General features: G+C 58.8%; 24 protein-coding genes and 1 pseudogene. 12 read left to right on the plus strand and 13 right to left on the minus strand.

What is annotated here, in order from left to right; translation table 11 throughout:
• Nucleotide 1 precedes the first annotated feature (1 nt).
• From N2601_RS24890 to N2601_RS24925, 8 genes are all read right to left on the minus strand, one after another.
• Nucleotides 2–1,015, minus strand: coding sequence for an alpha-ketoacid dehydrogenase subunit beta (locus N2601_RS24890; protein WP_260304049.1), 1,014 nt, complete (start codon nucleotides 1,013–1,015; stop codon nucleotides 2–4).
• 2 nt (nucleotides 1,016–1,017) lie between these two features.
• Nucleotides 1,018–2,250, minus strand: a complete 1,233-nt coding sequence (locus N2601_RS24895) for a 3-methyl-2-oxobutanoate dehydrogenase (2-methylpropanoyl-transferring) subunit alpha (protein ID WP_260304050.1) — start codon at nucleotides 2,248–2,250, stop codon at nucleotides 1,018–1,020.
• A 65-nt stretch (nucleotides 2,251–2,315) separates the two neighbouring features.
• Nucleotides 2,316–3,443 (minus strand): acyl-CoA dehydrogenase family protein, encoded by a 1,128-nt coding sequence (locus N2601_RS24900; protein WP_104827006.1) that lies wholly within the window; start codon nucleotides 3,441–3,443, stop codon nucleotides 2,316–2,318.
• A 305-nt stretch (nucleotides 3,444–3,748) separates the two neighbouring features.
• A complete protein-coding gene (locus N2601_RS24905) occupies nucleotides 3,749–4,759 on the minus strand; it encodes a LacI family DNA-binding transcriptional regulator (RefSeq protein ID WP_104827007.1) in 1,011 nt (336 codons plus the stop codon).
• Between the two features lie 133 nt (nucleotides 4,760–4,892).
• Entirely contained in the window at nucleotides 4,893–5,225 is a 333-nt protein-coding gene (locus N2601_RS24910) for a hypothetical protein (protein WP_260304051.1), read from the minus strand.
• The gene (locus N2601_RS24915) at nucleotides 5,222–6,109 is read right to left on the minus strand and encodes an NAD(P)-dependent oxidoreductase (protein ID WP_260304052.1); all 888 of its coding nucleotides are present in this window, start codon (nucleotides 6,107–6,109) and stop codon (nucleotides 5,222–5,224) included. Before N2601_RS24915 ends, N2601_RS24910 begins: the two co-directional genes overlap by 4 nt.
• On the minus strand, nucleotides 6,106–6,588 hold the full coding sequence (locus N2601_RS24920; protein WP_260304053.1) for a gluconokinase: 483 nt from the start codon (nucleotides 6,586–6,588) through the stop codon (nucleotides 6,106–6,108). Before N2601_RS24920 ends, N2601_RS24915 begins: the two co-directional genes overlap by 4 nt.
• Before the next feature lie 28 nt (nucleotides 6,589–6,616).
• On the minus strand, nucleotides 6,617–7,375 hold the full coding sequence (locus N2601_RS24925) for an SDR family oxidoreductase (RefSeq protein ID WP_260304054.1): 759 nt from the start codon (nucleotides 7,373–7,375) through the stop codon (nucleotides 6,617–6,619).
• 99 nt (nucleotides 7,376–7,474) lie between these two features.
• Here N2601_RS24925 and N2601_RS24930 point away from each other — a divergent pair, with 99 nt between their 5' ends.
• The 4 genes from N2601_RS24930 (at nucleotide 7,475) to N2601_RS24945 (ending at nucleotide 11,742) form a co-directional block, all read left to right on the plus strand.
• Nucleotides 7,475–8,422: a 2-hydroxyacid dehydrogenase gene (locus tag N2601_RS24930; RefSeq protein ID WP_260304055.1), complete on the plus strand. Its 948-nt coding sequence runs from the start codon at nucleotides 7,475–7,477 to the stop codon at nucleotides 8,420–8,422.
• A 10-nt stretch (nucleotides 8,423–8,432) separates the two neighbouring features.
• Complete coding sequence (locus tag N2601_RS24935; RefSeq protein WP_260304056.1) at nucleotides 8,433–9,464, plus strand: L-idonate 5-dehydrogenase; 1,032 nt, start codon at nucleotides 8,433–8,435, stop codon at nucleotides 9,462–9,464.
• Nucleotides 9,465–9,523: 59 nt separating this feature from the next.
• Entirely contained in the window at nucleotides 9,524–10,414 is an 891-nt protein-coding gene (locus N2601_RS24940; protein ID WP_260304057.1) for an SMP-30/gluconolactonase/LRE family protein, read from the plus strand.
• Between the two features lie 359 nt (nucleotides 10,415–10,773).
• Entirely contained in the window at nucleotides 10,774–11,742 is a 969-nt protein-coding gene (locus tag N2601_RS24945; RefSeq protein WP_260304058.1) for an MBL fold metallo-hydrolase, read from the plus strand.
• Between the two features lie 152 nt (nucleotides 11,743–11,894).
• On the opposite strand, the gene N2601_RS24950 is transcribed toward N2601_RS24945, so the two are convergent.
• The gene (locus N2601_RS24950) at nucleotides 11,895–12,728 is read right to left on the minus strand and encodes a sugar phosphate isomerase/epimerase family protein (RefSeq protein WP_260304059.1); all 834 of its coding nucleotides are present in this window, start codon (nucleotides 12,726–12,728) and stop codon (nucleotides 11,895–11,897) included.
• Between the two features lie 227 nt (nucleotides 12,729–12,955).
• Here N2601_RS24950 and N2601_RS24955 point away from each other — a divergent pair, with 227 nt between their 5' ends.
• A complete protein-coding gene (locus N2601_RS24955; protein WP_260304060.1) occupies nucleotides 12,956–13,885 on the plus strand; it encodes a sugar ABC transporter substrate-binding protein in 930 nt (309 codons plus the stop codon).
• A gap of 203 nt (nucleotides 13,886–14,088) precedes the next feature.
• On the plus strand, nucleotides 14,089–15,123 hold the full coding sequence (locus N2601_RS24960; protein WP_260304061.1) for a sterol desaturase family protein: 1,035 nt from the start codon (nucleotides 14,089–14,091) through the stop codon (nucleotides 15,121–15,123).
• A 344-nt stretch (nucleotides 15,124–15,467) separates the two neighbouring features.
• Here N2601_RS24960 and N2601_RS24965 read toward each other — a convergent pair whose 3' ends face one another.
• The 3 genes from N2601_RS24965 to N2601_RS24975 form a co-directional block, all read right to left on the minus strand.
• Nucleotides 15,468–16,040 (minus strand): nucleotidyl transferase AbiEii/AbiGii toxin family protein, encoded by a 573-nt coding sequence (locus tag N2601_RS24965; RefSeq protein ID WP_283053806.1) that lies wholly within the window; start codon nucleotides 16,038–16,040, stop codon nucleotides 15,468–15,470.
• Between the two features lie 123 nt (nucleotides 16,041–16,163).
• Nucleotides 16,164–16,433 (minus strand): hypothetical protein, encoded by a 270-nt coding sequence (locus tag N2601_RS24970; RefSeq protein WP_104827035.1) that lies wholly within the window; start codon nucleotides 16,431–16,433, stop codon nucleotides 16,164–16,166.
• A 195-nt stretch (nucleotides 16,434–16,628) separates the two neighbouring features.
• A complete protein-coding gene (locus tag N2601_RS24975; RefSeq protein ID WP_260304063.1) occupies nucleotides 16,629–17,654 on the minus strand; it encodes a LacI family DNA-binding transcriptional regulator in 1,026 nt (341 codons plus the stop codon).
• A gap of 212 nt (nucleotides 17,655–17,866) precedes the next feature.
• On the opposite strand from N2601_RS24975, the gene N2601_RS24980 reads away from it, so the two are divergent.
• The 6 genes and pseudogenes from N2601_RS24980 to N2601_RS25005 all read left to right on the plus strand — a co-directional run bounded on the left by N2601_RS24980 (nucleotide 17,867) and on the right by N2601_RS25005 (nucleotide 24,133).
• Nucleotides 17,867–18,184 (plus strand): MocE family 2Fe-2S type ferredoxin, encoded by a 318-nt coding sequence (locus N2601_RS24980; protein WP_260304064.1) that lies wholly within the window; start codon nucleotides 17,867–17,869, stop codon nucleotides 18,182–18,184.
• Between the two features lie 505 nt (nucleotides 18,185–18,689).
• Nucleotides 18,690–20,366 carry an FAD-dependent oxidoreductase gene (locus N2601_RS24985; RefSeq protein ID WP_260304065.1) on the plus strand — a complete coding sequence of 559 codons (1,677 nt, stop codon included), beginning with the start codon at nucleotides 18,690–18,692 and terminating at the stop codon, nucleotides 20,364–20,366.
• A 532-nt stretch (nucleotides 20,367–20,898) separates the two neighbouring features.
• Nucleotides 20,899–21,801: a hypothetical protein gene (locus N2601_RS24990; RefSeq protein ID WP_260304066.1), complete on the plus strand. Its 903-nt coding sequence runs from the start codon at nucleotides 20,899–20,901 to the stop codon at nucleotides 21,799–21,801.
• A gap of 269 nt (nucleotides 21,802–22,070) precedes the next feature.
• A pseudogene (locus tag N2601_RS24995) lies at nucleotides 22,071–22,469 on the plus strand (helix-turn-helix domain-containing protein); the annotation flags it as partial.
• 155 nt (nucleotides 22,470–22,624) lie between these two features.
• On the plus strand, nucleotides 22,625–23,344 hold the full coding sequence (locus N2601_RS25000) for a GntR family transcriptional regulator (RefSeq protein WP_260304067.1): 720 nt from the start codon (nucleotides 22,625–22,627) through the stop codon (nucleotides 23,342–23,344).
• 9 nt (nucleotides 23,345–23,353) lie between these two features.
• A complete protein-coding gene (locus N2601_RS25005; protein WP_260304068.1) occupies nucleotides 23,354–24,133 on the plus strand; it encodes a pyrroline-5-carboxylate reductase in 780 nt (259 codons plus the stop codon).
• Here N2601_RS25005 and N2601_RS25010 read toward each other — a convergent pair whose 3' ends face one another.
• Nucleotides 24,134–24,682, minus strand: a complete 549-nt coding sequence (locus N2601_RS25010) for a cupin domain-containing protein (RefSeq protein ID WP_260304069.1) — start codon at nucleotides 24,680–24,682, stop codon at nucleotides 24,134–24,136.
• Between the last annotated feature and the right edge of the window lie 44 nt (nucleotides 24,683–24,726).

Below are 24,726 nucleotides of genomic sequence, written 5' to 3' on the forward strand. Positions count from 1 at the left end.
CTCAAGCCCCCATGACTTCGGCAAGCGCCCGCCCGAGACGGCCAGGACCTGGGAAGTAATCCCACTCCTGCGCATGCGGATAGGGCGTGTCCCAGCCGGCAACGCGCACGACTGGCGCCTCTAGATGGTAAAAGCAATATTCCTGCACCAGCGCGACGACCTCGGCGCCAAAGCCCGAAGTCAGCGTTGCCTCATGCACGACGACACATCGCCCTGTCTTCCGGACCGAATTGATGATCGTATCCAGATCAAGCGGCAGCAGACTTCGGAGGTCGATCACTTCGGCATCAATGTCGACATCCTCGGCCGCGGCGAGCGCCACATGCACCATCGTACCATAGGCGATCACAGTCACCGCCGAGCCTGCGCGCCGGATCTCAGCCTTGCCGATAGGTATCGTATAGTGGCCGTCAGGCACCTCTCCGAGATCATGTTTAGACCAAGGCGTCACAGGCCGCTCGTGATGGCCGTCAAAGGGGCCGTTATAGAGCCGCTTCGGCTCCAGGAACATTACCGGATCCGGATCTTCGATCGCAGCAATCAGCAGGCCTTTGGCGTCATAGGGATTGGATGGCACGATCACCTTTAGCCCGGAGACATGGGTGAAGAGCGCCTCCGGGCTCTGACTGTGCGTCTGGCCGCCAAAGATGCCGCCGCCTGTCGGCATGCGCACGACGATCGGACAGGTAAAATCGCCGTTGGAACGGTAGCGGATACGAGCCGCCTCCTGGGTTAGCTGGTCATAGGCCGGATACATGTAATCGGCGAACTGGATCTCGACACAGGGCTTCAGGCCATAGGCGGCCATACCGATCGCCGTGCCGACGATGCCCGACTCGCTTATCGGCGTGTCGAAGCAGCGCGTCTTGCCATATTTTGCCTGAAGCCCCTGCGTGCATCGGAAAACGCCACCGAAATAGCCTACATCCTCACCAAAAACGACGACATTGTCATCCTGCGCCATCGAAACGTCCATGGCGCTACGCACCGCCTCGATCATCGTCATCCTGGCCATTCTCAGTACCCTGCCTTCTGCCGCTGGCGCCGGATGTGCGGCGGCATCTCGGCATAGACGCCTTCGAAAATGTCCCGAACCGAAGGCTTGCCGCCGGCATGCAATGTGCCGTGCTGCTCCGCCTGGCGCTGCGCCTCCATTACCTCGTCCATGATTTCAGCTTCTGCCTGCACATGCCGCTCCTCAGACCATTTGCCCCGGACGATCAGATGTTTCTTCAACCTCAGTACGGGATCGCCAAGTGGCCAGGCCTCCGATTCCGTCTTCGGACGATAAGCATTCGGATCGTCCGAGGTCGAATGCGCCCCGACACGATACGTCACATATTCGATCAGCGTCGGCCCGAGATTGCGCCGGGCACGCTCAGCTGCCCAGCAGGCAACGGCATGGACGGCGAGATAGTCGTTTCCATCGACTCTCAGCGCGGGAATGCCGAAGCCGAGGCCGCGGGCGGCGAACGTTCCGGAGCCGCCGCGCGCGATGCCCTGAAAGGTAGAGATCGCCCACTGATTGTTGACGATGTTGAGAATGACAGGTGCCTTATAGGTCGAGGCGAAGACGAGCGCTGAATGGAAGTCGGATTCCGCCGTCGAGCCATCGCCGATCCAGCCCGCGGCGATGCGGCTGTCATTCTTGATTGCGGAGGCCATGGCCCAGCCCACGGCCTGCACATACTGAGTGGCGAGGTTACCGGAGATGGTAAAAAATCCGTGCTCCTTGGAGGAATACATGATCGGTAGCTGCCGCCCGTGCAGGGGATCGCTCTCGTTCGAGTAGATCTGATTCATCATTTCGACCATCGGATAATCGTCGGCAATCAGAAGGCCTGCCTGACGATAGGTCGGAAAATTCATGTCTCCCTTCTTGAGCGCCTTGCGGAAAGCACAACTGACAGCCTCCTCGCCGAGATGCTGCATGTAGAAGGACGTCTTGCCCTGCCGCTGAGCCATCAGCATGCGGGCGTCGAATGCGCGCAGCTTCATCATGTTGCGAAGGCCGGTCAGCAACTCCTCATCGGAGAGCGTGCCAGCCCAGGGACCGACCGCCTCGCCCTCGCGGTTCAGCACGCGGATGATGGAATAGGCAAGATCACGGATCTCCTCGGATGCGACATCTACTTCCGGCCGCGGCACGGAACCGGCTTTGGCGATCTTGACGTTGGAAAAGTCTGGCTGGCCGCCCGGGCGGACGGCGGGTTCGGGGACATGCAGAGCCAATTGAGAAGAATCCACCATGTCTAGTCTTTCCTCCTGCGCCGGCCTTGCTCCTCTCCTCCAGAAGCGGGGGCCGCATGTGGTTCTCACAGATTGCGGGCGATCACCATGCGCTGCACGTCGCTCGTTCCTTCATAGATCTGACAGATGCGCACATCGCGATAGATGCGCTCGACCGGGTAATCGGCCATGTAGCCATAGCCGCCATGTATCTGGATGGCGTCGGAGCAGACGCGCTCCGCCATTTCCGAGGCAAAGAGCTTAGCCATCGAGGCTTCCGACAGGCAGGGCAGCCCGGCTTCCCTTAAGGAGGCGGCGTGAAAAACGAGTTGCCGGGCCGCCTCGATCCGCACCTTCATGTCGGCAAGGCGGAATGCGACAGCCTGATGCTCGATGATCGCCTTGCCGAAGGCCGTGCGCTCGCGAGCATAGTCGCGCGCCGCCTCAAAGGCCGCCCGCGCCATGCCGACTGCCTGAGCCGCAATGCCGATCCGGCCGCCCTCGAGATTGGCGAGTGCTATGCGGTAGCCTTCGCCTTCTGAACCGAGCCTCAACTCGATCGGAACGCGCACGCCATTGAAGGCGATCTGGCAGGTGTCAGAGGAATGCAGCCCAAGCTTTTCCTCTACGCGCATCACCTCATAGCCTGCGATGTCCGTTGGAACGATGAAGGCAGTGATGCCTTTTTTGCCGGCGCCAGGGTCGGTAACGGCAAAGACGATGATGACATGGCCGTTCTTGCCTGAGGTGATGAATTGCTTGGCCCCATCAAGTACATAATGATCGCCATCGCGCCTTGCCCTGGTCTTCAGGTTCGAGGCATCAGAGCCAGCCTGTGGCTCGGTGAGCGCGAAGCCGCCAATCCATTCGCCGCTCGCCAGTTTCGGCAGGAAGCGCTGCCGTTGCTCCTCGGTACCGAACTTCAAGATCGGCACGCAGCCGACCGAGCTATGCACGCTCATGATCGTGGAGCACGTGCCGTCACCTGCGGCAATCTCCTCAAGCGCCATGGCATAGGCGACGACACCCGCATCCGACCCGCCATAGGCTTCCGGTACCAGCATGCCGAGCAAACCCAGTTCGCCCATCTCCTTCAGTTCTTCGCGCGGGAAGAGATGCTCCCGATCACGCTTGGCTGCGCCTGGCGCCAGGCGCTCGCGGGCAAAGTCGCGGGCAAGATCGCGAATCTGCTGCTGGAGTTCGGAAAAGATCATCTGTTCCTTCCCTTTCCGCTCGCGCTGCTTGGTTGCGACAGCGGTCGCCTGTTGTAGCCGCCACGGGTCTTATCAAGGAGATAGGGCGCTTTCGTCGTGCTTTCCATGCCCCCGCAACGACAACCGAGGCGAACATTTCGTTGACCTTGGTGGCTCACGTGGATTGCCAAGAGTTCCGGAATCTTCCGGCGGGAGGGAGCAGTTCTTCCCCAAACGGATTGGGACCGCAATCGATTGCGTGCAATTCAACGGTTCCGCAATACCTTCAGGCGTTGCTCTTTTTCGGCGAGCCTATCAGCAAGAATTTATCGGCTGCTGTCGCGTACAATCAGTTCGGGCGAGATCCTGACATCGACGCCCTCGTTGCCATCAAGGATATCGAGGATCAAACGCGCGGTCTTTTCTCCGATTTCCCGTGCGAAGGCATTGATCGTGGTCAGCGTGGGTACGCAGACTTCGCCGATCTCGTAATTGCCGAACCCGCCAATCGCAAAACGTTCCGGGACGGGAACGCCCAAACGACGACACTCGGTCAGCGCGCCATAGGCCGCAAGGTCGGACACGCAGACGACCGCCTCAGTATCCGGATAGGTTTCGATCAATTTCGCCATAGCATTGGCGCCTTCGCGCATCGAAATGGGCGGCAGGCCGGCGGCGATCAGGCGCGATGCATCAAGCCCATGCGCTTGCATGGCGGCAGAGAAGCCGACCCGCCGCTCACTACCGCGCGTATCGCGCCCGACATCACCGCCGATGAAGGCGATGCGGCGATAGCCGGAGCGGACGAAGTGGTCCACCATGTCGCGAACGGCACCGGCGTTGGAAAATCCGACGTAATGGTCGATCGGTTCGGCGGGAATATCCCAGGTCTCGATCACGGGGATATTGATCGTTTCCAACAGACGTCGCCCGCGTTCCGTATGCTTGCCGCCGGTCACGACAATCGCCTGCGGCTTACGGCGCAAGAGCTGCTCGATGAGCCGCTCCTCCTCCTGCGTGTTGTAGTTCGTATAACCCAACAGGATCTGCATGTCGCGCGCGGCCAGCGTATCGGAAAGCCCGCCGACGGTATCGGCGAAATTGGCGTTGTTGATCGAAGGAATCGTAACCGCGACGAAACCGGACTTCTGTGAGCGCAGGTTGGAGGCCGTGCTGTCGAAAACGTAACCGAGATCCTCGGCAGCCTGGAGGATGGCCTCTCTTCTCTCCTTACTGATCAGACTGTCGGCCTTGAATGCACGCGACACCGTCATCGGGGAAACCCCCGTCACGCGGGCTACGTCTGCCATGGTCGGCGGTTTGCGATTTTTGCTCATCTATGGCCCGTGTTATCGTTACCATGAGAGTAATATGCCTTTACTTCGAATGGCAAGAGGAACCCTTCGCCATCCCGAAATGAAAATGCGGAGCCTTTCGGCTCCGCATCCAACTCGTCAGCGCAGAATGAGTTCAGAGCGCGAATTCGTGGGCGACCGTGACATGGTGATGAATACGCCCTTCAAAGAACCGGGACAGGACGGCTTCGGTCGCCGCGCGGGCTTCCGCACGAACAGGGCTCGCGAGCGCGGCTTCCACCGTAGCCAAGTCCGGATAGTTGACGGCGAGAATCATCGGGTATTCCGGTGCACCTTCGTCTCGTGCTTCGGCGAAGGTCACCCGCACATCGAGAGCACCGGGAAATTGCTTCCATTTCGGCAGGATGGTCTCCATCACCGCGTTGCGAAATGCATCTGCCTCACCGTCCTTAACCTTGCCTTCGAATAATGCGTATCGGGTAATCATTCGGCGATCTCCTTGTTCGGCCCCTTGAAAAATTCCATCAATGCGGCCTGGTCCTCGCCGCCGAGGCCGGCTGCCGTCAGCATGCGGTGCACTTCAGCGCAGACGGCCGTCAGCGGCATGGCGGTGTTTGTGCGCCGGGCGAGATCTTGCGCACCGTTCAGATCCTTGACCATGTTGTCGATGCGGCCTGTCCGGCGGTAGTCCTTGGCGACGTAACGCGGCATGTATTCCTGGAGAATGGCGCTGTCGGCTCGTCCCCCTTTCAGTGCCTGGGGGATCTTGGCAGCATCAACACCGGCATCGAGCGCCAGTTGGGTTGCTTCCGCGACTGCGAGAAAGTTCAGCGCGCAGAGCACCTGGTTGATCAGTTTCGTGGTCTGGCCGGCGCCGGGCGGGCCCATATGGGTGTAGTTCGAGGCGACATGCCGAAGCACCTCATACGCATCCTTGACGTCCTCATCGCGGCCGCCGGCCATCAGTGTCAATTCGCCGATCAGAGCCTTTGGCGCACCGCCGGAGAGCGGGCTATCCACCCATCGCAGACCCTTTTCTTGCGCGTCCGCGGCCAGCGCCTTGGTCGCATCGGGATCGATGGAGGACATGTCGATAATCAGCGTTCCGGGCTTGGCGCCCTCGGCAACGCCGCCGGGGCCGAAGACCGCGGCACGCACGATCCGTGGCGAGTTCAAGCTGAGAATGACATAGTCCGATACCGAAGCCGCTGTGGCAGCGCTCACCGCGGCACTGGCTCCCTTGGCAGTGAGTGCGGCCACCTTTTCCTTGTCGAGATCGAAGACCGTCAGATGATTTCCCGTCTCCACAAGTCGCGCACCGATGGCTCCGCCCATCGCGCCTGCGCCGATCAGCGCAATTTTGCTACTCATAGCTCTTCCTCCTCCAACGCGGCGATAATAGCCGCTATGACCGCATCAAACGGTTGATCGATATCGACGGTGATTGCCTGCTCAGCCGGTCCAGGCGGCTCAAGTGCAGCGAACTGGCTTTCGAGCAAGGCGGCCGGCATAAAATGCCCCTGCCGCGCTTGCAGGCGAGCGGCAATTACTTCCTTTTTTCCAGCAAGATGAATGAAGCGCACAGGCCCTTCGACCGCCGCACGGATCTTGTCGCGATAAGTCTGCTTCAGTGCTGAACACCCAATCAGCACCGTTTCGTCTGCTTGCGCAAGACAGTCCCCGACGCTGTTCAGCCAGGGCCATCGATCCGCATCGGTGAGCGGCATCCCCGCACTCATCTTGGCGACGTTCGCCGCCGGATGAAGGTCGTCGCCATCGATGTAGATGCCGGACAGACGATAGGCGAGCGCTGCGCCAACAGACGACTTGCCGCAGCCGGAAACTCCCATGATGACGAACCGTCGCGGCCGCACGGCCTCAGAGTGACGCTGTGATACCGCCGTCGACATAAAGCACGTGCCCGTTGACAAAAGAGGATGCTTCGGAGGCAAGGAAGATACAGGCGCCGACCAGTTCTTCGACCCGTCCCCAGCGCCCGGCCGGCGTGCGCTTCTGAAGCCATGCTGAGAAATCGGCATCGGCGACCAGCGCCGCATTTAATGGCGTGTCGAAGTAGCCTGGTGCGATGGCATTGCATTGCAGTCCGTATTTCGCCCAATCCGTCGCCATGCCCTTGGTGAGATTGCCGACTGCGCCTTTGGTTGCGGTATAGGGTGCGATAGAGGGCCGCGCCAGCGCAGTCTGGACGCTGGCAATATTGATGATCTTGCCGGCGCCACGTTTGATCATGTGGCGAGCAACAGCCTGACCGACGTTGAAAACGCTCGATATATTGGTTCGAAGAAGCCGTTCGAACGCATCTGCGGGAAAATCTTCGAGCGGCGTGCGGAACTGCATGCCTGCATTGTTGACCAATATCTCGATGGCGCCGGTTTTGGCTTCGAAATCATCGATGGCATGCCGCGCAGCCTCGTGATCCGTCGCGTCGAAGGGCAGGATGTGGACGGTGCCGTCAAACAGAGCCGCGGCTTTCTTCAGCTTTTCCACGTCGCGGCCATTGAGCACCAGCTCGGCTCCCGCGGCCGCCAGTCCTTGGGCAAGAGCCAGGCCGATGCCTTGCGACGAACCCGTCACAAGCGCGCGCCGCCCTTTTAGATCGAAGAGGCCAAGAGACACGATTTTCTCCTTTTTTCATCTCGACAAATGCCGGTATGCTTGTTTATGTTATCGATAACATCTGGTGTCAAGGCCAGTATCAAGGGAGGAAACGAAAAGATGGAAAAGCCCACTATCCTGCAGGTAGGCCCCTATCCGCAATGGGATCAGGAACCCCTCGACGCGGCGTTTCATGTCCACCGCTATTTCGCGGCCGAGGACAAAGCTGCGCTTCTGACGGAGGTCGGGCCATCGGTAAGGGCAATTGCCACGCGCGGCGAACTCGGTGCTAACAGGGCCATGATCGAAGCCTGCCCCAACCTCGAACTGATTTCGGTCTATGGCGTCGGCTTCGATGCGGTCGATCTTGGGGCCTGCCGGGAGCGAGGCATTCGCGTGACGAATACCCCCGACGTTTTAACCAACGATGTTGCCGATTTAGGTGTCGCCATGATGCTCTGCCAATCGCGCGGCATGCTCGGCGCCGAGACATGGGTGCGAGATGGAAGCTGGGTCGGCAAGGGCCTTTATCCGTTGAAGCGGCGTGTATGGGGACGGCGGGCCGGCGTTCTGGGCCTTGGCCGGATTGGCTTCGAGGTCGCCAAGCGGTTGAAAGGCTTCGACATGCAGATCGCCTACTCCGACGTCGAAGCGAAACCTTACGCAAACGACATGGAATTCGTCGCCGATCCGGTTAAACTTGCAGAGCAATCCGATTTTCTTTTCGTGACGCTGGCGGCCTCTGCCGCGACACGCCATATCGTGGGACGGCAGGTCATTGAAGCGCTCGGTCCGGAAGGCATGCTGATCAACATCTCGCGCGCCTCCAACATCGATGAGGAAGCGTTGCTGGATGCTCTGGAGACGGGCAAGCTCGGTTCGGCGGCGCTCGATGTCTTCGAAGGCGAGCCGAAGCTCAATCCGCGTTTTCTGGCGCTGGACAATGTGCTTCTGCAGCCCCACCATGCCTCGGGCACGATCGAGACACGCAAGGCCATGGGCCAGCTTGTCCGCGATAATCTGACCGCCCATTTTGCCGGTCAGCCGCTGCCCACCCCCGTTCTTTGAGGAGAAAGACATGAAGGCCATCGTCGCTCACGCCGCCAAGGATTTGCGGATCGAGGAGTATCCGGACGAAGAGCCGGGTGCGGGCGAGGTCAAGCTGCGGCTCGCCACGGGCGGTATCTGCGGCAGTGACCTGCATTACTATAACCACGGCGGCTTCGGCACCGTGCGCCTGAAGCAGCCGATGATCCTGGGACACGAGGTCAGTGCAACGGTCCTGGCCCTTGGCGCCGGCGTTCAGGGGCTCGAAGTCGGCCAACTCGTCGCCGTTTCGCCGTCGCGGCCCTGCCGGACCTGCCGCTATTGCCAGCAAGGCTTGCACAATCAGTGCCTGAACATGCGCTTCTACGGCAGCGCCATGCCTTTCCCGCATATTCAGGGCGCATTCCGCGAAATATTGGTTGCCGATGCCATTCAATGCGTCCCCGCCGACGGCCTCACGGCTGGCGAAGCGGCGATGGCCGAACCGCTGGCCGTCACCCTGCACGCGACGAAGCGCGCCGGCGAAATGCTGGGCAAGCGGGTTCTCGTGACCGGCTGCGGACCGATCGGCGTTTTGTCCATCCTGGCCGCCCGCCGGGCCGGTGCAGCGGAAATCGTTGCAACCGATCTCTCAGACTTCACACTTTCGCTTGCCAAGGAGGCCGGCGCGGACCGGGTCATCAATACGAAGGAAGAACCGGAGGCGCTTAGCGCCTATTCGGCCGACAAGGGAACCTTCGATGTTCTCTATGAATGCTCGGGGGCTGCCGCCGCTCTTACCAGCGGGATTGCGGCGCTCAGACCTCGCGGGATCATCATACAACTGGGTCTTGGAGGCGACATGACCTTGCCGATGCAGACTATCACCGCCAAGGAACTGGATCTGCGCGGCTCTTTCCGCTTCCATGAGGAATTCGCCACGGGCGTTGAATTGGTGCGCAAGCGCCTGATCGATGTCAGGCCGCTGATCACCCATTCCGTGCCGCTCGCGGACGCCATCGGCGCTTTCGAGATCGCCTCGGACCGCAGCCGAGCCATGAAGGCGCAGATCGTATTCTCCTGAGACACGGCTCGCCGGTCGATCAATGCCTTGCTGCTGTATGATGAGAGGTAATGTAAGAGATGTCGTTTTTCGAAATCATCGATCCGGCTTTCGGCCGGTTCGTCCTTGGCAATGCGCCCGTCAAACAAATCGCCAGCGGATTTGATTGGGTTGAGGGGCCCGTCTGGTTCGGCGACCTCAACTGCCTCCTCTTTTCCGACATTCCGAACAATCGCATCATGCGGTGGATCCCGGGTGTCGGCACCAGCGTCTTTCGCGAGCCATCGAACTTTGCCAACGGCCACACGCGCGATCGGCAGGGCCGTCTCGTGAGCTGCGAGCACGGCAGCCGGAGCGTGACCCGCACGGAATTTGACGGCTCCATCACGGTGATCGCCGAGCGCTATCAGGGCAAGCGGCTGAATTCGCCGAACGACGTCATCGTGGCTTCCGACGGCGCCATCTGGTTTACCGACCCGCATTACGGCATCGCCACGGATTACGAAGGATACAAAAGCGAGCAGGAACTGCCTTGCAACGTCTATCGCGTCGATCCTTCAGGTTCGATCGCAGCCGTGCTCACCGATTTCAATTGCCCGAACGGGCTGGCGTTCAGCCCGGATGAAAAGAAGCTTTATGTTGCAGACACCGGCCGTATGCACACCGACGATCCACGTCATATTCGCGTCTTTGACGTCGCAGAAAATTGGCGCCTGACCGGCGGCGATGTCTTTCATGCAATCTCGCCAGGGTGTGCGGACGGGATGCGGATAGACAGCGACGGCAATCTTTGGTCCTCGGCCGGCGACGGCGTCCATTGCGTTGCGCCGGACGGACATCTGATGGGTAAGCTCCTCGTCCCCGAAACCGTCTCCAATCTCTGCTTTGGCGGACGTGGCAAACACAAGCTCTTCGTCACGGCGACGACGAGCGTTTACGCGATTTCGCTCAACAGGCGCGGAGCGCTTTGATTTGAGACGCTCATGAGGGCGTAGGGAAGGCGGTCGGCGTGGAGGACTAGCAACTGCTCCTGACCATCCTTCCTGCTCGAAACAGCATTTACAGAGTGTCGCGGAAATAAAAGACACCGAGCGGCTTTGAACCAACGCCGAGCGCGGGGCACCGTTCGGCGGGCGAATGCGTCTGCTCCTTCATCCCAGCTCTTCCACACCAAATCTTCCCTGCGATCCGCTGAGGGTACAGCCTGCCCTGTCCTCAGGTGTAGCCTTCCCTCTCCCTTGACCCGATCGATCGCCAATTCGCTTCAACATAAAGTCCGCGACGTGGCTCGTAGCCGACACGTCTCGTTCACGCAAAATAGGAGCGCATCATGTCGCAGGCAGAAACAAAACCCCGCACGATTGATCAGCAGGAAACAAAGATGAGATTGGATAACGCATCTCAACCCGTCAAATCGGGCCCCGATGATCTGGTTCCGTCGCGCTATGCGGTGCGGATCGGCGAGATTGACGTACTGGTGGTCAGCGACGGGGTGCTACCGCTCCCGACCACGATGCTGGGACATAATGCCGAGGCGGCCGACCGCGCGGCCTGGCTGAACGATATGTTCCTGCCGCCGGACGCTTTCGACTGGTCGCTGAACGTGGTTCTGGTACGCAGCGGTGGGAAGACCATCCTCATCGACGCCGGGCTCGGGTTGGATCCGAACCTGAACCTGCCGCGGGCTGGTCAGTTGATCAAGCGATTGGAGTCCGCCGGTATCGATCTTGCGTCCGTGACCGACGTGGTGCTGACCCATATGCACATGGACCACATTGGCGGCCTCCTCGTCGAGGGGGTGAAGGATCGCCTGCGTCCGGACCTGCGAATCCACGTGGCTGCCGCCGAGGTCAAGTTTTGGGAGGCGCCCGACTTCAGCCATGTCGCCATGCCGCCAGGCTTCCCGGACGCGCTTCGGGCGACAGCCAAGCACTTCGTAGAAGAGTATCGCAGCCATTTCCGGCTGTTTGATGATGAATACGAGGTGGCACCTGGGGTGATCGTTCGTCGCACCGGCGGCCACACCCCCGGCCACAGTGTAGTCCGCCTGGCATCCGGCGGAGATCGGCTGACATTTGCCGGCGACGCCGTGTTCGCGGTCGGCTTCGAACATCCCGACTGGTACAACGGCTTCGAACATGACCCCGAAGAGGCCGCCCGCGTCCGCGTCCGTCTTTTGACAGAGCTGGCGACGACCGGCGAACAGTTGGTCGCTACGCATTTGCCCTTCCCGTCCGTCGGCCGGGTGGCAATCGACGGCGATCACTTTCGCTGGGTACCGGTCTTCTGGGACTACTGACCGCTTGCCGGGTTGAGGCCAAACTAGACGGCCGCATGCGTTTGAATATCCGGCGATCGCTGCCTCGCAGAGATCGCCGCCAGCTTCGGCTTCGGCGACCCAACAATTGGGTCGCCTTCGGAGAGCAAAGCGTACATTCAGCGAACCTCGCGTCAGCCGGCAGTTCTCGCCCAGAGCGCACGCACCTCCTGCATCAGAAGAAGAGATTCCTCCCATCGGTCCGTGGTGTCCTCGCCATCCCTTCCCGTGATCGCATAGGGCTTCGGTCCTAACTCGCAGGTGAAAGCGAGGACATCGTCGCTGCCTGCGCGTTTTCGCCAGCTTCTGAAGCCGTATTCCCACCAGCCGAGAAAGAGATCGACCCAGGGGCGGTGATGCGGAAAGGAGATTTCGATCTGGACCTGCTCACGCGAGGCGACCCGGCCGTGGAAGGCCCAGGAACTGTCGAGTATCCGGTGGATGAGCGCATGATTTTCGTCGGATACCGGCCAGGCGAATTCCCGGCCGACGAGAAAATGAGAGACATCCCCCAAAAGCCGCAAATCCGGAAAGCGATCGAGCAGATCGAGCGTGAAGAATAGATCGGTCGTCATACGGTCGCGGTGTGTCTCGATGAGGACATCGATGCCGGCCTCCTCGCCCAGCCGCTGCCAGCCCTCAAGCAAGGGAAGGCAATCCCCCAGGCGCCGTAACCGCACGTCGGGCTGCAGGCAGAGGTGATGCACGTTGCATTCGGCGGCGATCTCAAGCACCGGCTTCAGATCGTCGACAGTCTTCGGAAAGCATTGTCCTTCGGCCTGCAGACCATGATGCCTGAGCAGGCCGGCAATTCGGCGCACTGCGTCACGGTCGGACCAATGGGCGCTGATGCCGTCGAAGCCAGCGGCGGCGATCTTGTCCAAATTCTCTTCGAGAGTGAGCTCCGGATATTTCGCGCTGCGTCGCTCCATGGCCCAAAGCGACTGGAATATGAGCATGTCCTGCATGGCGCCTCCCCTCCATGGGCTGCACAGATCACGAATTCCATGCCTTTGCGAGACCGTCCGGTGATGGGTTTTGATCATAGCGATATTTCATTGCAAAGCGGATGTGCTTGCGCGCGGCGAGCCGCGAGCCTTGAGGTTTTTTCATCAAAATACTCTCGGACGTTAACAGGCGCTGTCGGTAACTTTTTCCAGCGACTGATTGGGTCGTTGTTTCCTGGGAGGAGAACATGCTGAAATTTCTTGGCGCAAGTGCGCTGGTGCTCGTGCTGTCGTCGCAAGCCTATGCCGCCGATCGGATCGGCGTTTCGATGGGCTATCTGACGACCAATTTTCAAACCCTGATCGCCAACGGCATGCAGGACTACGCCAAGACCAAAGGCATCGATCTGCAGGTGGAAGACGCCGCCAACGACGTCAACAAGCAGTTGGATCAGGTGCGGAACTTCGCGGCTGGCGGCGTCTCGGCCATCATCGTTGATCCTGTGGATTCCGACGGTACACCGGCAATGAGCAAGATCGCAGAAGCGGCAGGCATTCCGCTGATCTATGTCAATATACAGCCGACCGATTTGACGAGCCTTGGCAAGAAGCAGGCCTTCGTGGGATCGAACGAAACAGAATCTGGAACGCTGCAGACCAAGGAAGTCTGTCGCATGCTGGGTGGAAAGGGCGACATCGTCATCATGATCGGCGACCTCACCAGCCAAGCAGCCCGACAGAGGACTGCGGACGTGCATGACGTCTTGAAGTCCGGTGAGTGCGGCGGCATCAAGGTCCTTCGCGAGCAGGTCGGCAACTGGAGCCGTGTCGACGGCGCCGACCTTGTTTCGAACTGGCTGACCAGCGGCCTGAAATTCGATGCCGTGATCGCCAACAATGACGAGATGGCGCTTGGCGCGATTGCCGCGATCAAGAACGCCGGCGGCTCAACGGACAAGACCCTCGTTGCGGGCATCGACGCCACGCCAGACGCCCTTCAGGCGATGAAGGCCGGCGACCTCAAGGTCACCGTGTTCCAGGATGCCAAGGCGCAGGGTCGAGGCGCTGTCGACACCGCGGTGAAGGCTATCAAGGGTGACCAGATCGACAGGGAAGTCTGGATCCCTTTCAAGCTGGTGACGAACCAGAACATGGTCCAGTTCGAGCATCTCAACTGAGCTGAACCTGACGACATTCTATCAGTGGCAACGCTAGGGTGACGCACATGGGGAGGCCGGCGGCCTCCCTTCTCACCCGCCGCCACCTGATAGAGCAAAGTCCTCACGGTTGGTCTGAGTAATTTTCATCAAAACTCTGCTGTCGTTTCGAACCGGCGTCGGTGAGACTGATCGCATGCATTCCGGAAATTGGGAGGAACACGATGGATGACACGCTCTACGGCACGCGCGACAAACGAGGGGACTGGAAGCCCAACAAGCTTCTCAAATATCCTCCTGTCTTCATCTGGCCGGCCCAGCCGGCCGCCTTCCTGAAATGGTTCTTTGGATATCCGGGGTATCTCATGCCTTGGAACGCCGTCTATGCTGTCGTCGCAACGCTACTGTGGTTCTATGCGACACCCTCGATGGAGACGATGAAGACCCTTGAGCCGGGCTGGATAGCCTGTCTTCTCGCGCGCAATGCCACCCTCGTCTTCCTGTTCTTCGGTGCGTTTCATTTGCGGCTTTACATGCAGAAGAAGCAGGGCACGAGTTTCAAATATAACGGCAAGTGGCCGTCCAAAAACAATTCGGCATTTCTCTTCAGCAATCAGACCATCGACAATGTGATCTGGACATTCGCAAGCGCGGTCCCGCTTTGGACTGCCTTCGAAGTCCTGACCCTATGGGCTTTCGCGAACGGCATCATTCCCTATGTCGATTTCGCCGAACATCCGGTTTACTGCACTGTGATCATGCTTTTGATCCCGGCATTCCGCGACCTGCATTTCTATCTGGTCCATCGCCTCATTCACTGGCCGCCGCTCTATCATGCCGTTCACAAGCTGCATCATAACAATGTCAACCCCGGCCCGTGGTCTGGCCTTGCGATGCACCCCGTAGAGCATCTGCTGTATTTCTCGGGCGCGCTCATCCATTGGATCGTACCCTCCAATCCGATCCATGCCCTCTTCCATCTAACCCATGCAGCCCTCGCGCCGGCCCCTGGCCATGCGGGCTTCGATAAGATCGTGATCGCAGACGATGCCGCCATCGACACCCACGCCTACGACCACTACCTGCATCACAAGTTCTTCGAGTGCAATTACGCCGATGGCGTCATCCCGCTCGACAAGTGGTTCGGCACGTTCCATGACGGCTCGAAAGAGGCCGAAGACCGCATGAACAGACGCTTTATGGAGCGGGCACGAAAATACGCCGAAAAGCAGGCGCGCAGCTCCGGAAGCACGAGCTAGCTCAAGGCCTTATCCCGTCCGGGATCGTCCTGGTCGAGCAACGATCTCAAGGGCCTGGCGACAGCGCGCATGCTTCATAGGCGCAATTTGGTTCTCCCCCGCCTGAGAGGCCTACTTAAGGCGGGAAATGCCGGAGCCTGCGACCCCTCCTTCGCAGGCTCCGCCTTGGCCGTTCACGCTGGCGACGAAAAATGCCCGATATGTTCCGTAGATAGCACCGCCACCAATCAGATTCACCCGCGTTCGGGTCGCCAGACGCACCATGGGCAGGGCGTTCACCCAAAGGTCCATCGATAATAACAGGTACTTTGTCGGCCCCGTTGTCGGGTAATTAAGTTACTATACTATGTGCTGGGCTGTGCGCCTGTTGGAAGGGCGCAGACAGTCTCCAGAAGCTCAACTGTCATTGCCTGCGCCTCTGCCGGAATCTCAGAGAAGCTCTCGCGGTACAGTAGCTTCTTCATGATGGCCTCCGCGAACTGCGGGTTCATCTGGCGAGCGACGTTCAGAGCCTTCTCGCATCCATCTCTAAAGGGTGACAGGGTCTTGACGACATAGTCTGTTCCGAGGGCCTTCACCACGCAGGCGAGATCGAACATGTCACGTGGCTGCATAGACGCCCCGCGATAATATATCTTCTTTGCGATAATTTCCGCGGGAGTTTCGAGCAGGACGTCTCGCCCGCGCACCCGTGCCTCTATCGTTGGGTTATCGGTCAAACTTGGGGCGCAGATAAAGTCGAGCTCGCCGACACCTTCGAAGACGATCTTTAATGCTCTCGATCCGTCGGATTCGTATCCGTCCGGGCTGATATCGAGTTCATATCCCTGTGTCTGCGGATTGAGATACGGCAAAAGTTGCGGATCTTGAACGAAGATGTCGACGTCAAAGCTTTCGCGGTGATCGATCTGGAGCATCAGCGCCGTACCGCCCCCAAAGGTCCAACTGTCGATTAAGTTGAATTCGCGGTTTGCTTGGTCGATGATGCTGGTGGCCTGGTCAAAGAGATCGGCCCATTTGCTTTCAGCGTATTTAATCAACTATGCCACCCGCGCCAGAGGCAGCGTATAACCAGCGAGTACCGAGAACTTCCGGGCAAGATCGGAGGCTATCACTCGATCGATATGCATTTCGTCCAGAAACAAGTTTTGCAGGCCCTCATCCACTTCTGAAAAAAAGGAGAAGGCCGACGGATCGAAATAGTCGGCGCTGGCAGGATCTGAAATCTTTGATGCCAACTGCTCAGCCGAAAGCGCCGTCCCATAAGGGGCGTTGACAGTGGATAGAACTTTTACTGCAACAATCGACATCTTCCACACTACCGAACTTCCCTCTAACGAATGTAGCGTCGTAGTGCTTGAGAAACAAGGATCGCTGGTGGACACGTACGGGGGAACGATTGAACTACATTCTCAACGAACCCTGCTGATAGCGTTTTCGGCTTTGTCAAAGAGAGCGGCAATTCATCTTCCAGAGATCGAGACTTCAATCCTGGGCAGTGCGCGCTATTTAACTGCAATATTTTCCGCCGTATACGTCAAGAACGGAACCGGATCCCGGCTAACAGGCACGTCGATGACACCCAATCTCGAAAGAACGGTGTCCAATGCGCGTCTCGCCTGAGTTTCCGGAGCTTGATCCAAAACAAGCGTCATCAGCCCTGAAACGATGAAGCGGCGCGTTTCGTCGTTGAGTTCATGTGTGATCCAGATGAACTCCCTCTTTTCCTGCTGCTGATAGCGCTGAAGAACCGATCCAACACCGAGATTGGCGCCGCCGGCATTGTAGATGCCGGCGATGTCCGTCCCGCGACGCAACGCCTGTCTCAGCAGTTCGGCGGATCTCACATCGTCATCCAGACCGAATATAACCTCCGAAAACTGATGCGCCGGGTTGCCGTGGGCGGCGAAGTAATCGGAAAAGCCGCGAATGCGCTCCTTATGAATTTGATAGGCCCAGCTATGACAGATGGCGACGATGCTTCCCGCCGCCGGTCGAAGCATTCGCGACATATAGAAGCCTGCGGTTCGTCCGGCCGCGTAATTATCGATGCCCACGAACACATCGTCCCTGCCGGACGTATAGGAAACGATCTGGACGACTTCTATGCCGGCACTACGGGCGTGATCAAGGCTCTGCCTGACTTTCGGATGGTCGAGGCCGACAACAATCAGGGCGTGGCGGCGGATAGCGCTGTTGGATATGTGGGCGGCAAACTTCTCGGGATCGTTCTCCTCGACGAAGGTTCTGTGAACGGCAATCGAGCTGTCCAGCGAGGCGGCAATCCGTTCAAATGCGCGATTGAGCCTGCTGAAGAACGGCGACTCAGGTCTCACAAGGATGACCTCGATGCGGATCGTTCCGCGATAGAGATTCGGGATCACTCCCTTATACCCCAGCCGCTTGGCGGCCAGCACCACCTTCTCTGCCGTCTGGGGCTTGACCCCTCCTCGCTCATTAAGAACGCGCTCGACGGTTGCAATGCCGACGCCTGCGGCGGCCGCAATATCGACCAAGCGAGCTTTCTTCATTCTGTTTCTCCCCTGATCAAAAATGATCATAATCGGCGTGGAATGTGAAGCGCTATTTCGCGCATGGTCGATGTTGCTCGGGGAGGAAAAGCTGAGCGAGATCAAGGCTCAAGGACAGCGCCCCTGAGTCCCAGCGCGACGCTCCTCCCGCAAGACAACATCTTTTGCGCTTGGTGGCGAGCCGCCGGCGGGCAATAGCGAGGAGACGATAAATGACGACATGGATCGACGCGTGTGCACCCGACGATATCGATCAGGAGGACGTCCTCCGGTTTGATCACGCCGGACGAACATTCGCGATCTACCGAAGCCCGGACGACGAATTTTTCGCAACCGACGGGCTGTGCACCCATGAAAAGATTCACCTGGCCGACGGGCTTGTCATGGATGACATCATCGAGTGTCCAAAACACAATGGACGCTTCAGCTACAAGACGGGAGAGGCTCGTGGTGCGCCGGTATGCATCAATCTGAGAACCTATCCGGTCAAGCTGGAAGGCGATCGCATCATGATCGAAATCGGCGCATGAGCGACGACGCCGGCATCATCATCGTCAGCGCGTGAACGCAGCGCCCGCGGCGCGCTAAGCTTGCGAGAACGGCTGCCGTCATCACATCACGGTCAGGCCGTGTATTGTTTTCGTATTGCTCGCGGGTCCCGATGGATGCTCGCGAAAACAGTGCCAAAACTATGATTGCGCTGTTGGAAACATCAAATTGAACTAGATGTTTTCTTGTATCTCGACGCTATCTTCGGTTGCCATCGCGGATCGCTTTTTCGGCTGGGCGATGAACGTCATCGTGGAGCGTGCAAGGCCGTCACTAATCCTTTTGCCCGAGGTGACGAGCCGATTCATTCTACTTTAGGTGAAATTGTTCTGCAGATTGTGAAGCATTAGCGTGCCGCGTTAGGTCCGCGCCTCCGCCTTCAATCAGGTGGCGATCGCGCCGAGGCCGATCCGCAGTGCCGCCAGGGGACGGAAAGGTGATTGCGGCTATTACCATAAGGACATTGCTCGAACGTTGGGGGCGAAAATGTTTGCGGGTCCAGAGGTGTTTCAGCACGGCTTTGACGTGTGCGTTGTGGGTGCAGGTCCGGTCGGTATTGCCGCTGCGCTCGAATTGAGCAGGCGCGGCATGCGAACGCTGCTTATCGAAGCCGGCCCGAAACAATCGAAACGGCCCGAACGAAACGAAACAGGTTTCGATATAGACGACGACATCTATCACGCTGCGGACCAGGTTACCTCTGCCACCGGACTTGGCGGCACGTCCGAACGATGGGGTGGGCAATGCGTTGAGCTGGACGATATAGACTTCGAAGCAAGGGATTATGTCGCACACTCCGGCTGGCCTATTGCTCACGAAAAGATTTCGCCGTTCTATCAGCGCGCGCGGTCTCTTTTGAGTAGCAACGTCGCCGGCGAGCGATCGGAGCCGGAATCGGAGACTGATTTTCCGGCATCACGGGAAAGCTGGACACGCATACGCAACACAGCGAAAGCCAACAGGGCTGAGCTCACCTCTTCGCAGAACCTCTTCGTCATCCTGGACGCGAGGGTCAAAGCTCTGGGGTTCGACCCCGTGCAAGGACGGCTACATTCCATATCGATTGGCTGCCGCGGTGGCTCGTACAAGGTATGCGCCGAGCATTATGTGCTGGCCTGCGGAGGCAGGGGCAATACCCGGCTGCTGCTGAACCTTCAGGTCGCCTATCCGCAACTGTTCGGCGGAAGCGACGGGCCGCTCGGGCGCTTCTACATGGGACACCTCGCCGGACAGATCGCGCAGATCGAATTCACCACCAAGGAGCATGCCGAACGGTATCTTTTTAAGCGCACATCCACCGGAACCTTCGTGTGTAACCGGTTTCAACCTGGCCCCAAATTGCAACGGACACTCAAGCTGCCAAATATTGCCTTTTGGCCGACGAACCGGAGGGCCGCTTTCGGTGAGGCCGACCCAGCGCTCTCGCTGCTATATCTCTGGAACAGTAAGAAGGCGGTCGTCCACAAAGCGACGTGGGGCGAGGCCGATCGATCCCGTTACTATAATGTGCTGCATAATGTCCTGCGCCATCCGATTGGCGCGACCTTTTCCGCGTTGGAGTTGCTTCGCCAAAAATACGGCGTCGCTGAGCCATATCTTGTGCTCCGCAGACCTGACCTCAGATACGGGCTTCGCTACCACGGAGAGCAAATTCCAAGCAGTTCAAACCGCGCCTTCCTCAAGCCCGAGCAAGATGCGGATGGCCAGTTCAAGCTCGAGGTCTCGTTCCGATATTTACCTCAGGATATCAGCGGCACGCTCAACGCGCATCTTGCCCTCGATCGATGGCTCAAGGAGCGCAAAATAGGCAAGTTGATCTTCGACACAGCACCCGAACACCTTGAAGAGCATATCGATGCGCAAGCCAAGGATGGCTACCATCAGATCGGGTTGACCAAGATGGGCGTCGACCGCAAGCACGCCGTCGTCAATCACAACTGTCGCATCATCGACATCGTCAACCTCTATATCGCCGGAAGCTGCATTTTTCCCACGTCCGGACAAGCTAACCCCACGCTTCCAGCCGTCGCCTTCGCCGTCAGGCTCGCTGACCATCTCGTTACCGAGATCCGCTGTCAAAGCACGCCGGCGGCTTTGTCGATGAGTAGCCGCCTGGAGCCCAAAGTGGTATCGTCCCTAAGCGTCCCGCGAAGCATTTGCTGACAGGGCTGCCAAGGACATGAAGTTGAGCGAGATGCTGATCGCAAAGCCGATCACGCCGGCAATCGAGGTTTCGACCGCCGCACGAACCTGAAATCTCGAGCGCCAAAGAACCGTATAGCGGCTGCTATTCCTTAGTGATCAATCGCAGGTACGGCGCTCCGGTCCTGGAATGGGTCTTCTCCTCTCAGACCCGCTCGCAGTCGGTGAAAGCGGCTGATATGATCACCACCTCCTTGTTCGGTTACTGAGCCGGCTCGCGCGGCTAGCTGCAGCGAATACCCCCTGATCTTCATCCAATTTTCGCACAAATATCCGGAATCGGCACAAAAGTGGAAGCATTCCGGAAGAGAGCCCGCCAGGAGACACGCCCCTCAAGCTCCCGTTAAGCTTTTAGAAGCTTGCTGGATCGCGTTTGACGCCGGCAAGCCGCTCAACAACCAGTCAGGATTGGTGACAGCCTAACTGGTTTGAGGTGGCCGTGGGTGTCCCACTTTCTTGCTCAACTACGGATGCGGGCAAACTGGATAGCAGAATGCAAAGTCTCACAACAAAGCTTCGCGCCACTATCGCCTTGCTGCTAGTCGCCCTCGCCCAGGCTGTCGCTCTCGCCCACCATCCCATCCCGAATTTCGAAGACGTCGCACTGATCGGTACGCTGTGTCTGGGCATCGCAGTGATCTTAGCAACGCTCGTCAACAGCACGCAATTATCTGAAAGCCCAACCCCTGTTCATCGTGCGGATGCGGGGAATCCTGCGTTAACGACAGCGATCATGTCTGAAGCGGGAACGGTAGCGGGAATGCCCCCACGGGCCGACAAGGAGGGAACGGATACCGCTTCATCCGTCAACGGAGAGAGCGCCTTTGCCGTTGACATTGAAACGATGACCACGGCGGTTATTGAAGGTGACCTTACCGCTCGCATGGCTGAGGGTTACGACGATCCCAACCTCGACCGCGCAGCGATTGCCGTTAACAGAATGGTCTGGACGTTAGAAGAGGGCGTGCTTGAGATCAATCGAGTAACGGAGGCGCTGGCCAATGGCGATTTATCGGCATCCATGCGTGGCCAGTTTCGAGGTTCCATTGGACAAATTCAAAGAAACGTCAATCTCGCAATGGCAACGATCCGGTCCACGCTCAACGTATCCGGAGCAGCGCAATTCGAGCAAAGCGCCTCCCGAGCCGCAAGGATGATTGCTCGTTTCAAGCGGCGAACCGCGTTACCAAAGATTGCTGTTAGCGACGGCTCGTCAATGCCAGTAGCTTCGCCGGCGCGCGCACTCCGCCGCAAAGTCATGCGAGCTTTTGGGGAACCTGCGAACGCGGTCTTGCGCGCACCAAAAGACTCCTCGAAGCGGCTTAACGGACATTATGAGGTTGCGGATGTACTAGCTCATCCACGCAAAGCAACTGGCGCGCCCGATGAGATTTAACCGAGAAGCGCTCGTCTGAGGCCTGCGACCTGCGATCACCTTCTCAAGGATCTTGCCGACGATCTCGACAATCACCGGCCGCCTCGGCGCAACCGAGCCTTGTGAAGGACGGGAAAGCCTGCCAGTGGCGCCTATGACGCCACTGATAAGGACGGGTGTTTTATAACGATAGCTCCAGAGCTTACTTGCTCTGGATCAGGCGGCCTAGCGGCGCGAGCGGGCCGACGGGGATAAACTCAAAGGTCATCAGCCCGGTTTCGGTCAGGGGCAGTTTGATCTCGCGCTACCTGCTCGCGGACATCCGCTCTTCCCAAGCGCCCTACATCATCCCCAATCATTTGGCGCAGGCCGATCCCCTCATCCTGCGCTTCGAGCGATGGGCGCGGGAGCATTTGCAGGACGGCTTCTCGTTGCGGGAAGCCGCCACCGCGCTGGCGACAAGCCCTCGCTCCCTGCAACGCCGTTGCCAGGAAGTGCTCGGCAAATCACCTTTGTCCTACTTTCAGGACCTTCGGGTCGAACGAGCACAAAACCTGATCCATGGCAGCGGGCTCGACCTCGACGCCATCGCCGCCAAGGTGGGATACGTCGATGGGGCGACCTTGCGCACGCTCTTGCGACAACGTCTCGGGCGAGGCGTACGTGAGCTTCGCGAAGACCTACGCTGAGAGGCGCAAGTCTTCTTCGGCCAGCCTATGGCGGATTGCACGTTGGTCAGCAAATCACGTCAACAGCATGTCGACAAAACCGAGCGAAAAAACTACATTGCTGACATGCTGCCTTTTTTGACCCAATGCGGCATCTGCGAATGAAAGGTACCTAAGTGTCTGACGAGGCTGAAGTGAAACGAATCCGGGGAACCGGATGGAAGAGCGTCTACGATACGCTGCGAAGCGAGATTCTTTCTCTCACCTTGCCGCCGGGTCAGCTTCTCGATGAAATGACCTTGGCCGAGCGTTTTGACATGTCGCGTTCGCCGGTGCGCGAAGCCCTAATCCGCTTGGGCGGAGACGAGCTCGTCGTCACGCTCTCCAACCGCAGCACAATCGTTGCGCCAATCGAAGTGGCGACCTTTCCGAAATATGTGGAGGCGCTCGACATCGCCCAGAGGATGAACACGCGCCTGGCCGCGGCACTGCGAACCGAAGCCGACCTGAAGCTGATTGCCAAACGGGAAAAGGCATTTGCCGCCGCCGTCAAAACCGGAAATCATCTGGCGATGTCGGAGGCGAACAAAGAGTTCCACATGGCGATCGCCTATGCCGGCAAGAACCAGTATCTGGCATCCTTCTATCACAAGCTTCTGTCTCAGGGTCAGCGCATGCTGCACCTGCATTTCGAATATCTCGAGCGCACCCATGAGGGATATCTCCTCACCGATGAGCACAGTCTGATGCTGGAGGCGATCCGGGACAAGAACGTCGATCTGGCGGATGAACTCGCCCATGCTCATACCCGACAGTTCCAGCACAACTTCATCAACTTCATGCGCGAGAACTACACGACCGATGTCCCGCTCGGACCCGCGCGGGCGGCGGAATAGGTGGCGAGGATGAAGGCTATTGGTTTCGTCGGAACCGGCGCGATCACGGAGGCCATGGTGCGGGGCCTACTGGCTGAGCCGGCGCATGTATCCGAAATCCATGTCTCGCCTCGCAATGCGGAGATCGCAGCAAATCTTGCCGCCAAGTACGACAGCGTAACTGTAGCGGCTGACAACCAGACGGTCGTCGAACATAGCGATATCGTCGTCCTTGCCATACGCCCGCAGATTGCCGAAGACGTTATACGTGAGCTTCGTTTCAAAGATGGGCAACGCGTTGTCAGCGTCGTGGCTACGGTGGAGCGTCAAAGTCTGCTCGACTGGATCCGCGCGGACATCGACCTTGTGCAGGCGATCCCTTTGCCATTCGTGGCAGATCGCCAAGGTGTGACGGCCATCTATCCTCCCGATCCCGAAATAGCCGGCCTCTTCGATGCCCTTGGCACCGCCGTTCAATGCGAATCCCGAAAAGAATATGACCTTCTTGCCGCTGCCAGCGCCATGATGTCGACCTTCTTCGGCATCATGGAGTTCACGACCGACTGGCTGGAAAAGAATGGGCTCGATCGATCGAAGGGCCAGGCCTATATCGCGCCACTATTTGCGAGTTTGGCGCAAAGGGCCAACGAGCCGGGCGTCACGTCCTTCAGTTCTCTGAGCTCTGAATTCGCCACCAAGGGCGGCCTGAACGAACAGGTTTTCTCGGACTTTGAGACGAAGGGCGGACGACAGGCGCTGACGGCCGCACTCGACCGGGTACTCGCTCGCATTGAGGGCCGCAGTAACTAATCAGAACGTCGGCGGCGTGCAGGCGCTGATGACCTCGCAAGCTACCGGCCCGACGCATCGGAACCGATGCGGGCGTCGACTTTCGAAATAATAGGCATCGCCAGGGCCGAGGATTCGCCGCTCGTCGTCGACCGTGACCTCGAGCCTTCCCGAGAGAACGATCCCGCCTTCTTCTCCATCGTGGACGAGAGGTACCTTTCCAGTATCGGCGCCGGGCTGGTAGCGCTCCTTCAGGATCTGCAAACTGCGCCCGAACAGGTTCTCTCCAACCTGCCTATATGAGATAGCGCCCTTGCCGATCTCGACCAATTCTTCCGCGGCATAAAACGCCTTCTTTGGCCGAGCGGGCTCGAATGCGAAAAACTCCGCCAGGCCGATCGGGATGCCATCCAGAATTCTCTTCAACGCGCCCACCGACGGGTTCGAGGCGTTCGACTCGATGAGAGAGATCGTCGAATTCGGCACGCCGGTGCGTTTGGCAAGCTCGCGCTGCGAAAGGTTGTGCGCAATGCGCAGGTGGCGGAGACGATTGCCGATGTCGACGGACATGATGTGGTGGCGTTCCTGTTGTTCAGAATAGGCAAAAACCTATA

The organism is Rhizobium sp. CB3060 (assembly GCF_025200735.1).
Taxonomy (GTDB): Bacteria; Pseudomonadota; Alphaproteobacteria; order Rhizobiales; family Rhizobiaceae; genus Rhizobium.

Coding starts and splice junctions, on each gene's coding strand:
- N2601_RS24975 (WP_260304063.1), bottom strand. CDS start 17,654: ATGAAGAAAGCTCGCTTGGTCGATATTGCGGCCGCCGCAGGCGTCGGC.
- N2601_RS25010 (WP_260304069.1), bottom strand. CDS start 24,682: ATGTCCGTCGACATCGGCAATCGTCTCCGCCACCTGCGCATTGCGCAC.
- N2601_RS25005 (WP_260304068.1), top strand. CDS start 23,354: ATGAAGGCTATTGGTTTCGTCGGAACCGGCGCGATCACGGAGGCCATG.
- N2601_RS24955 (WP_260304060.1), top strand. CDS start 12,956: ATGCTGAAATTTCTTGGCGCAAGTGCGCTGGTGCTCGTGCTGTCGTCG.
- N2601_RS24910 (WP_260304051.1), bottom strand. CDS start 5,225: ATGATTACCCGATACGCATTATTCGAAGGCAAGGTTAAGGACGGTGAG.
- N2601_RS24930 (WP_260304055.1), top strand. CDS start 7,475: ATGGAAAAGCCCACTATCCTGCAGGTAGGCCCCTATCCGCAATGGGAT.
- N2601_RS24935 (WP_260304056.1), top strand. CDS start 8,433: ATGAAGGCCATCGTCGCTCACGCCGCCAAGGATTTGCGGATCGAGGAG.
- N2601_RS24895 (WP_260304050.1), bottom strand. CDS start 2,250: ATGGTGGATTCTTCTCAATTGGCTCTGCATGTCCCCGAACCCGCCGTC.
- N2601_RS24890 (WP_260304049.1), bottom strand. CDS start 1,015: ATGGCCAGGATGACGATGATCGAGGCGGTGCGTAGCGCCATGGACGTT.
- N2601_RS24900 (WP_104827006.1), bottom strand. CDS start 3,443: ATGATCTTTTCCGAACTCCAGCAGCAGATTCGCGATCTTGCCCGCGAC.
- N2601_RS24980 (WP_260304064.1), top strand. CDS start 17,867: ATGACGACATGGATCGACGCGTGTGCACCCGACGATATCGATCAGGAG.
- N2601_RS24950 (WP_260304059.1), bottom strand. CDS start 12,728: ATGCAGGACATGCTCATATTCCAGTCGCTTTGGGCCATGGAGCGACGC.
- N2601_RS24945 (WP_260304058.1), top strand. CDS start 10,774: ATGTCGCAGGCAGAAACAAAACCCCGCACGATTGATCAGCAGGAAACA.
- N2601_RS24915 (WP_260304052.1), bottom strand. CDS start 6,109: ATGAGTAGCAAAATTGCGCTGATCGGCGCAGGCGCGATGGGCGGAGCC.
- N2601_RS24985 (WP_260304065.1), top strand. CDS start 18,690: ATGTTTGCGGGTCCAGAGGTGTTTCAGCACGGCTTTGACGTGTGCGTT.
- N2601_RS24960 (WP_260304061.1), top strand. CDS start 14,089: ATGGATGACACGCTCTACGGCACGCGCGACAAACGAGGGGACTGGAAG.
- N2601_RS24970 (WP_104827035.1), bottom strand. CDS start 16,433: ATGTCGATTGTTGCAGTAAAAGTTCTATCCACTGTCAACGCCCCTTAT.
- N2601_RS24920 (WP_260304053.1), bottom strand. CDS start 6,588: ATGGGAGTTTCCGGCTGCGGCAAGTCGTCTGTTGGCGCAGCGCTCGCC.
- N2601_RS24940 (WP_260304057.1), top strand. CDS start 9,524: ATGTCGTTTTTCGAAATCATCGATCCGGCTTTCGGCCGGTTCGTCCTT.
- N2601_RS24965 (WP_283053806.1), bottom strand. CDS start 16,040: ATGCTCCAGATCGATCACCGCGAAAGCTTTGACGTCGACATCTTCGTT.
- N2601_RS24905 (WP_104827007.1), bottom strand. CDS start 4,759: ATGAGCAAAAATCGCAAACCGCCGACCATGGCAGACGTAGCCCGCGTG.
- N2601_RS24990 (WP_260304066.1), top strand. CDS start 20,899: ATGCAAAGTCTCACAACAAAGCTTCGCGCCACTATCGCCTTGCTGCTA.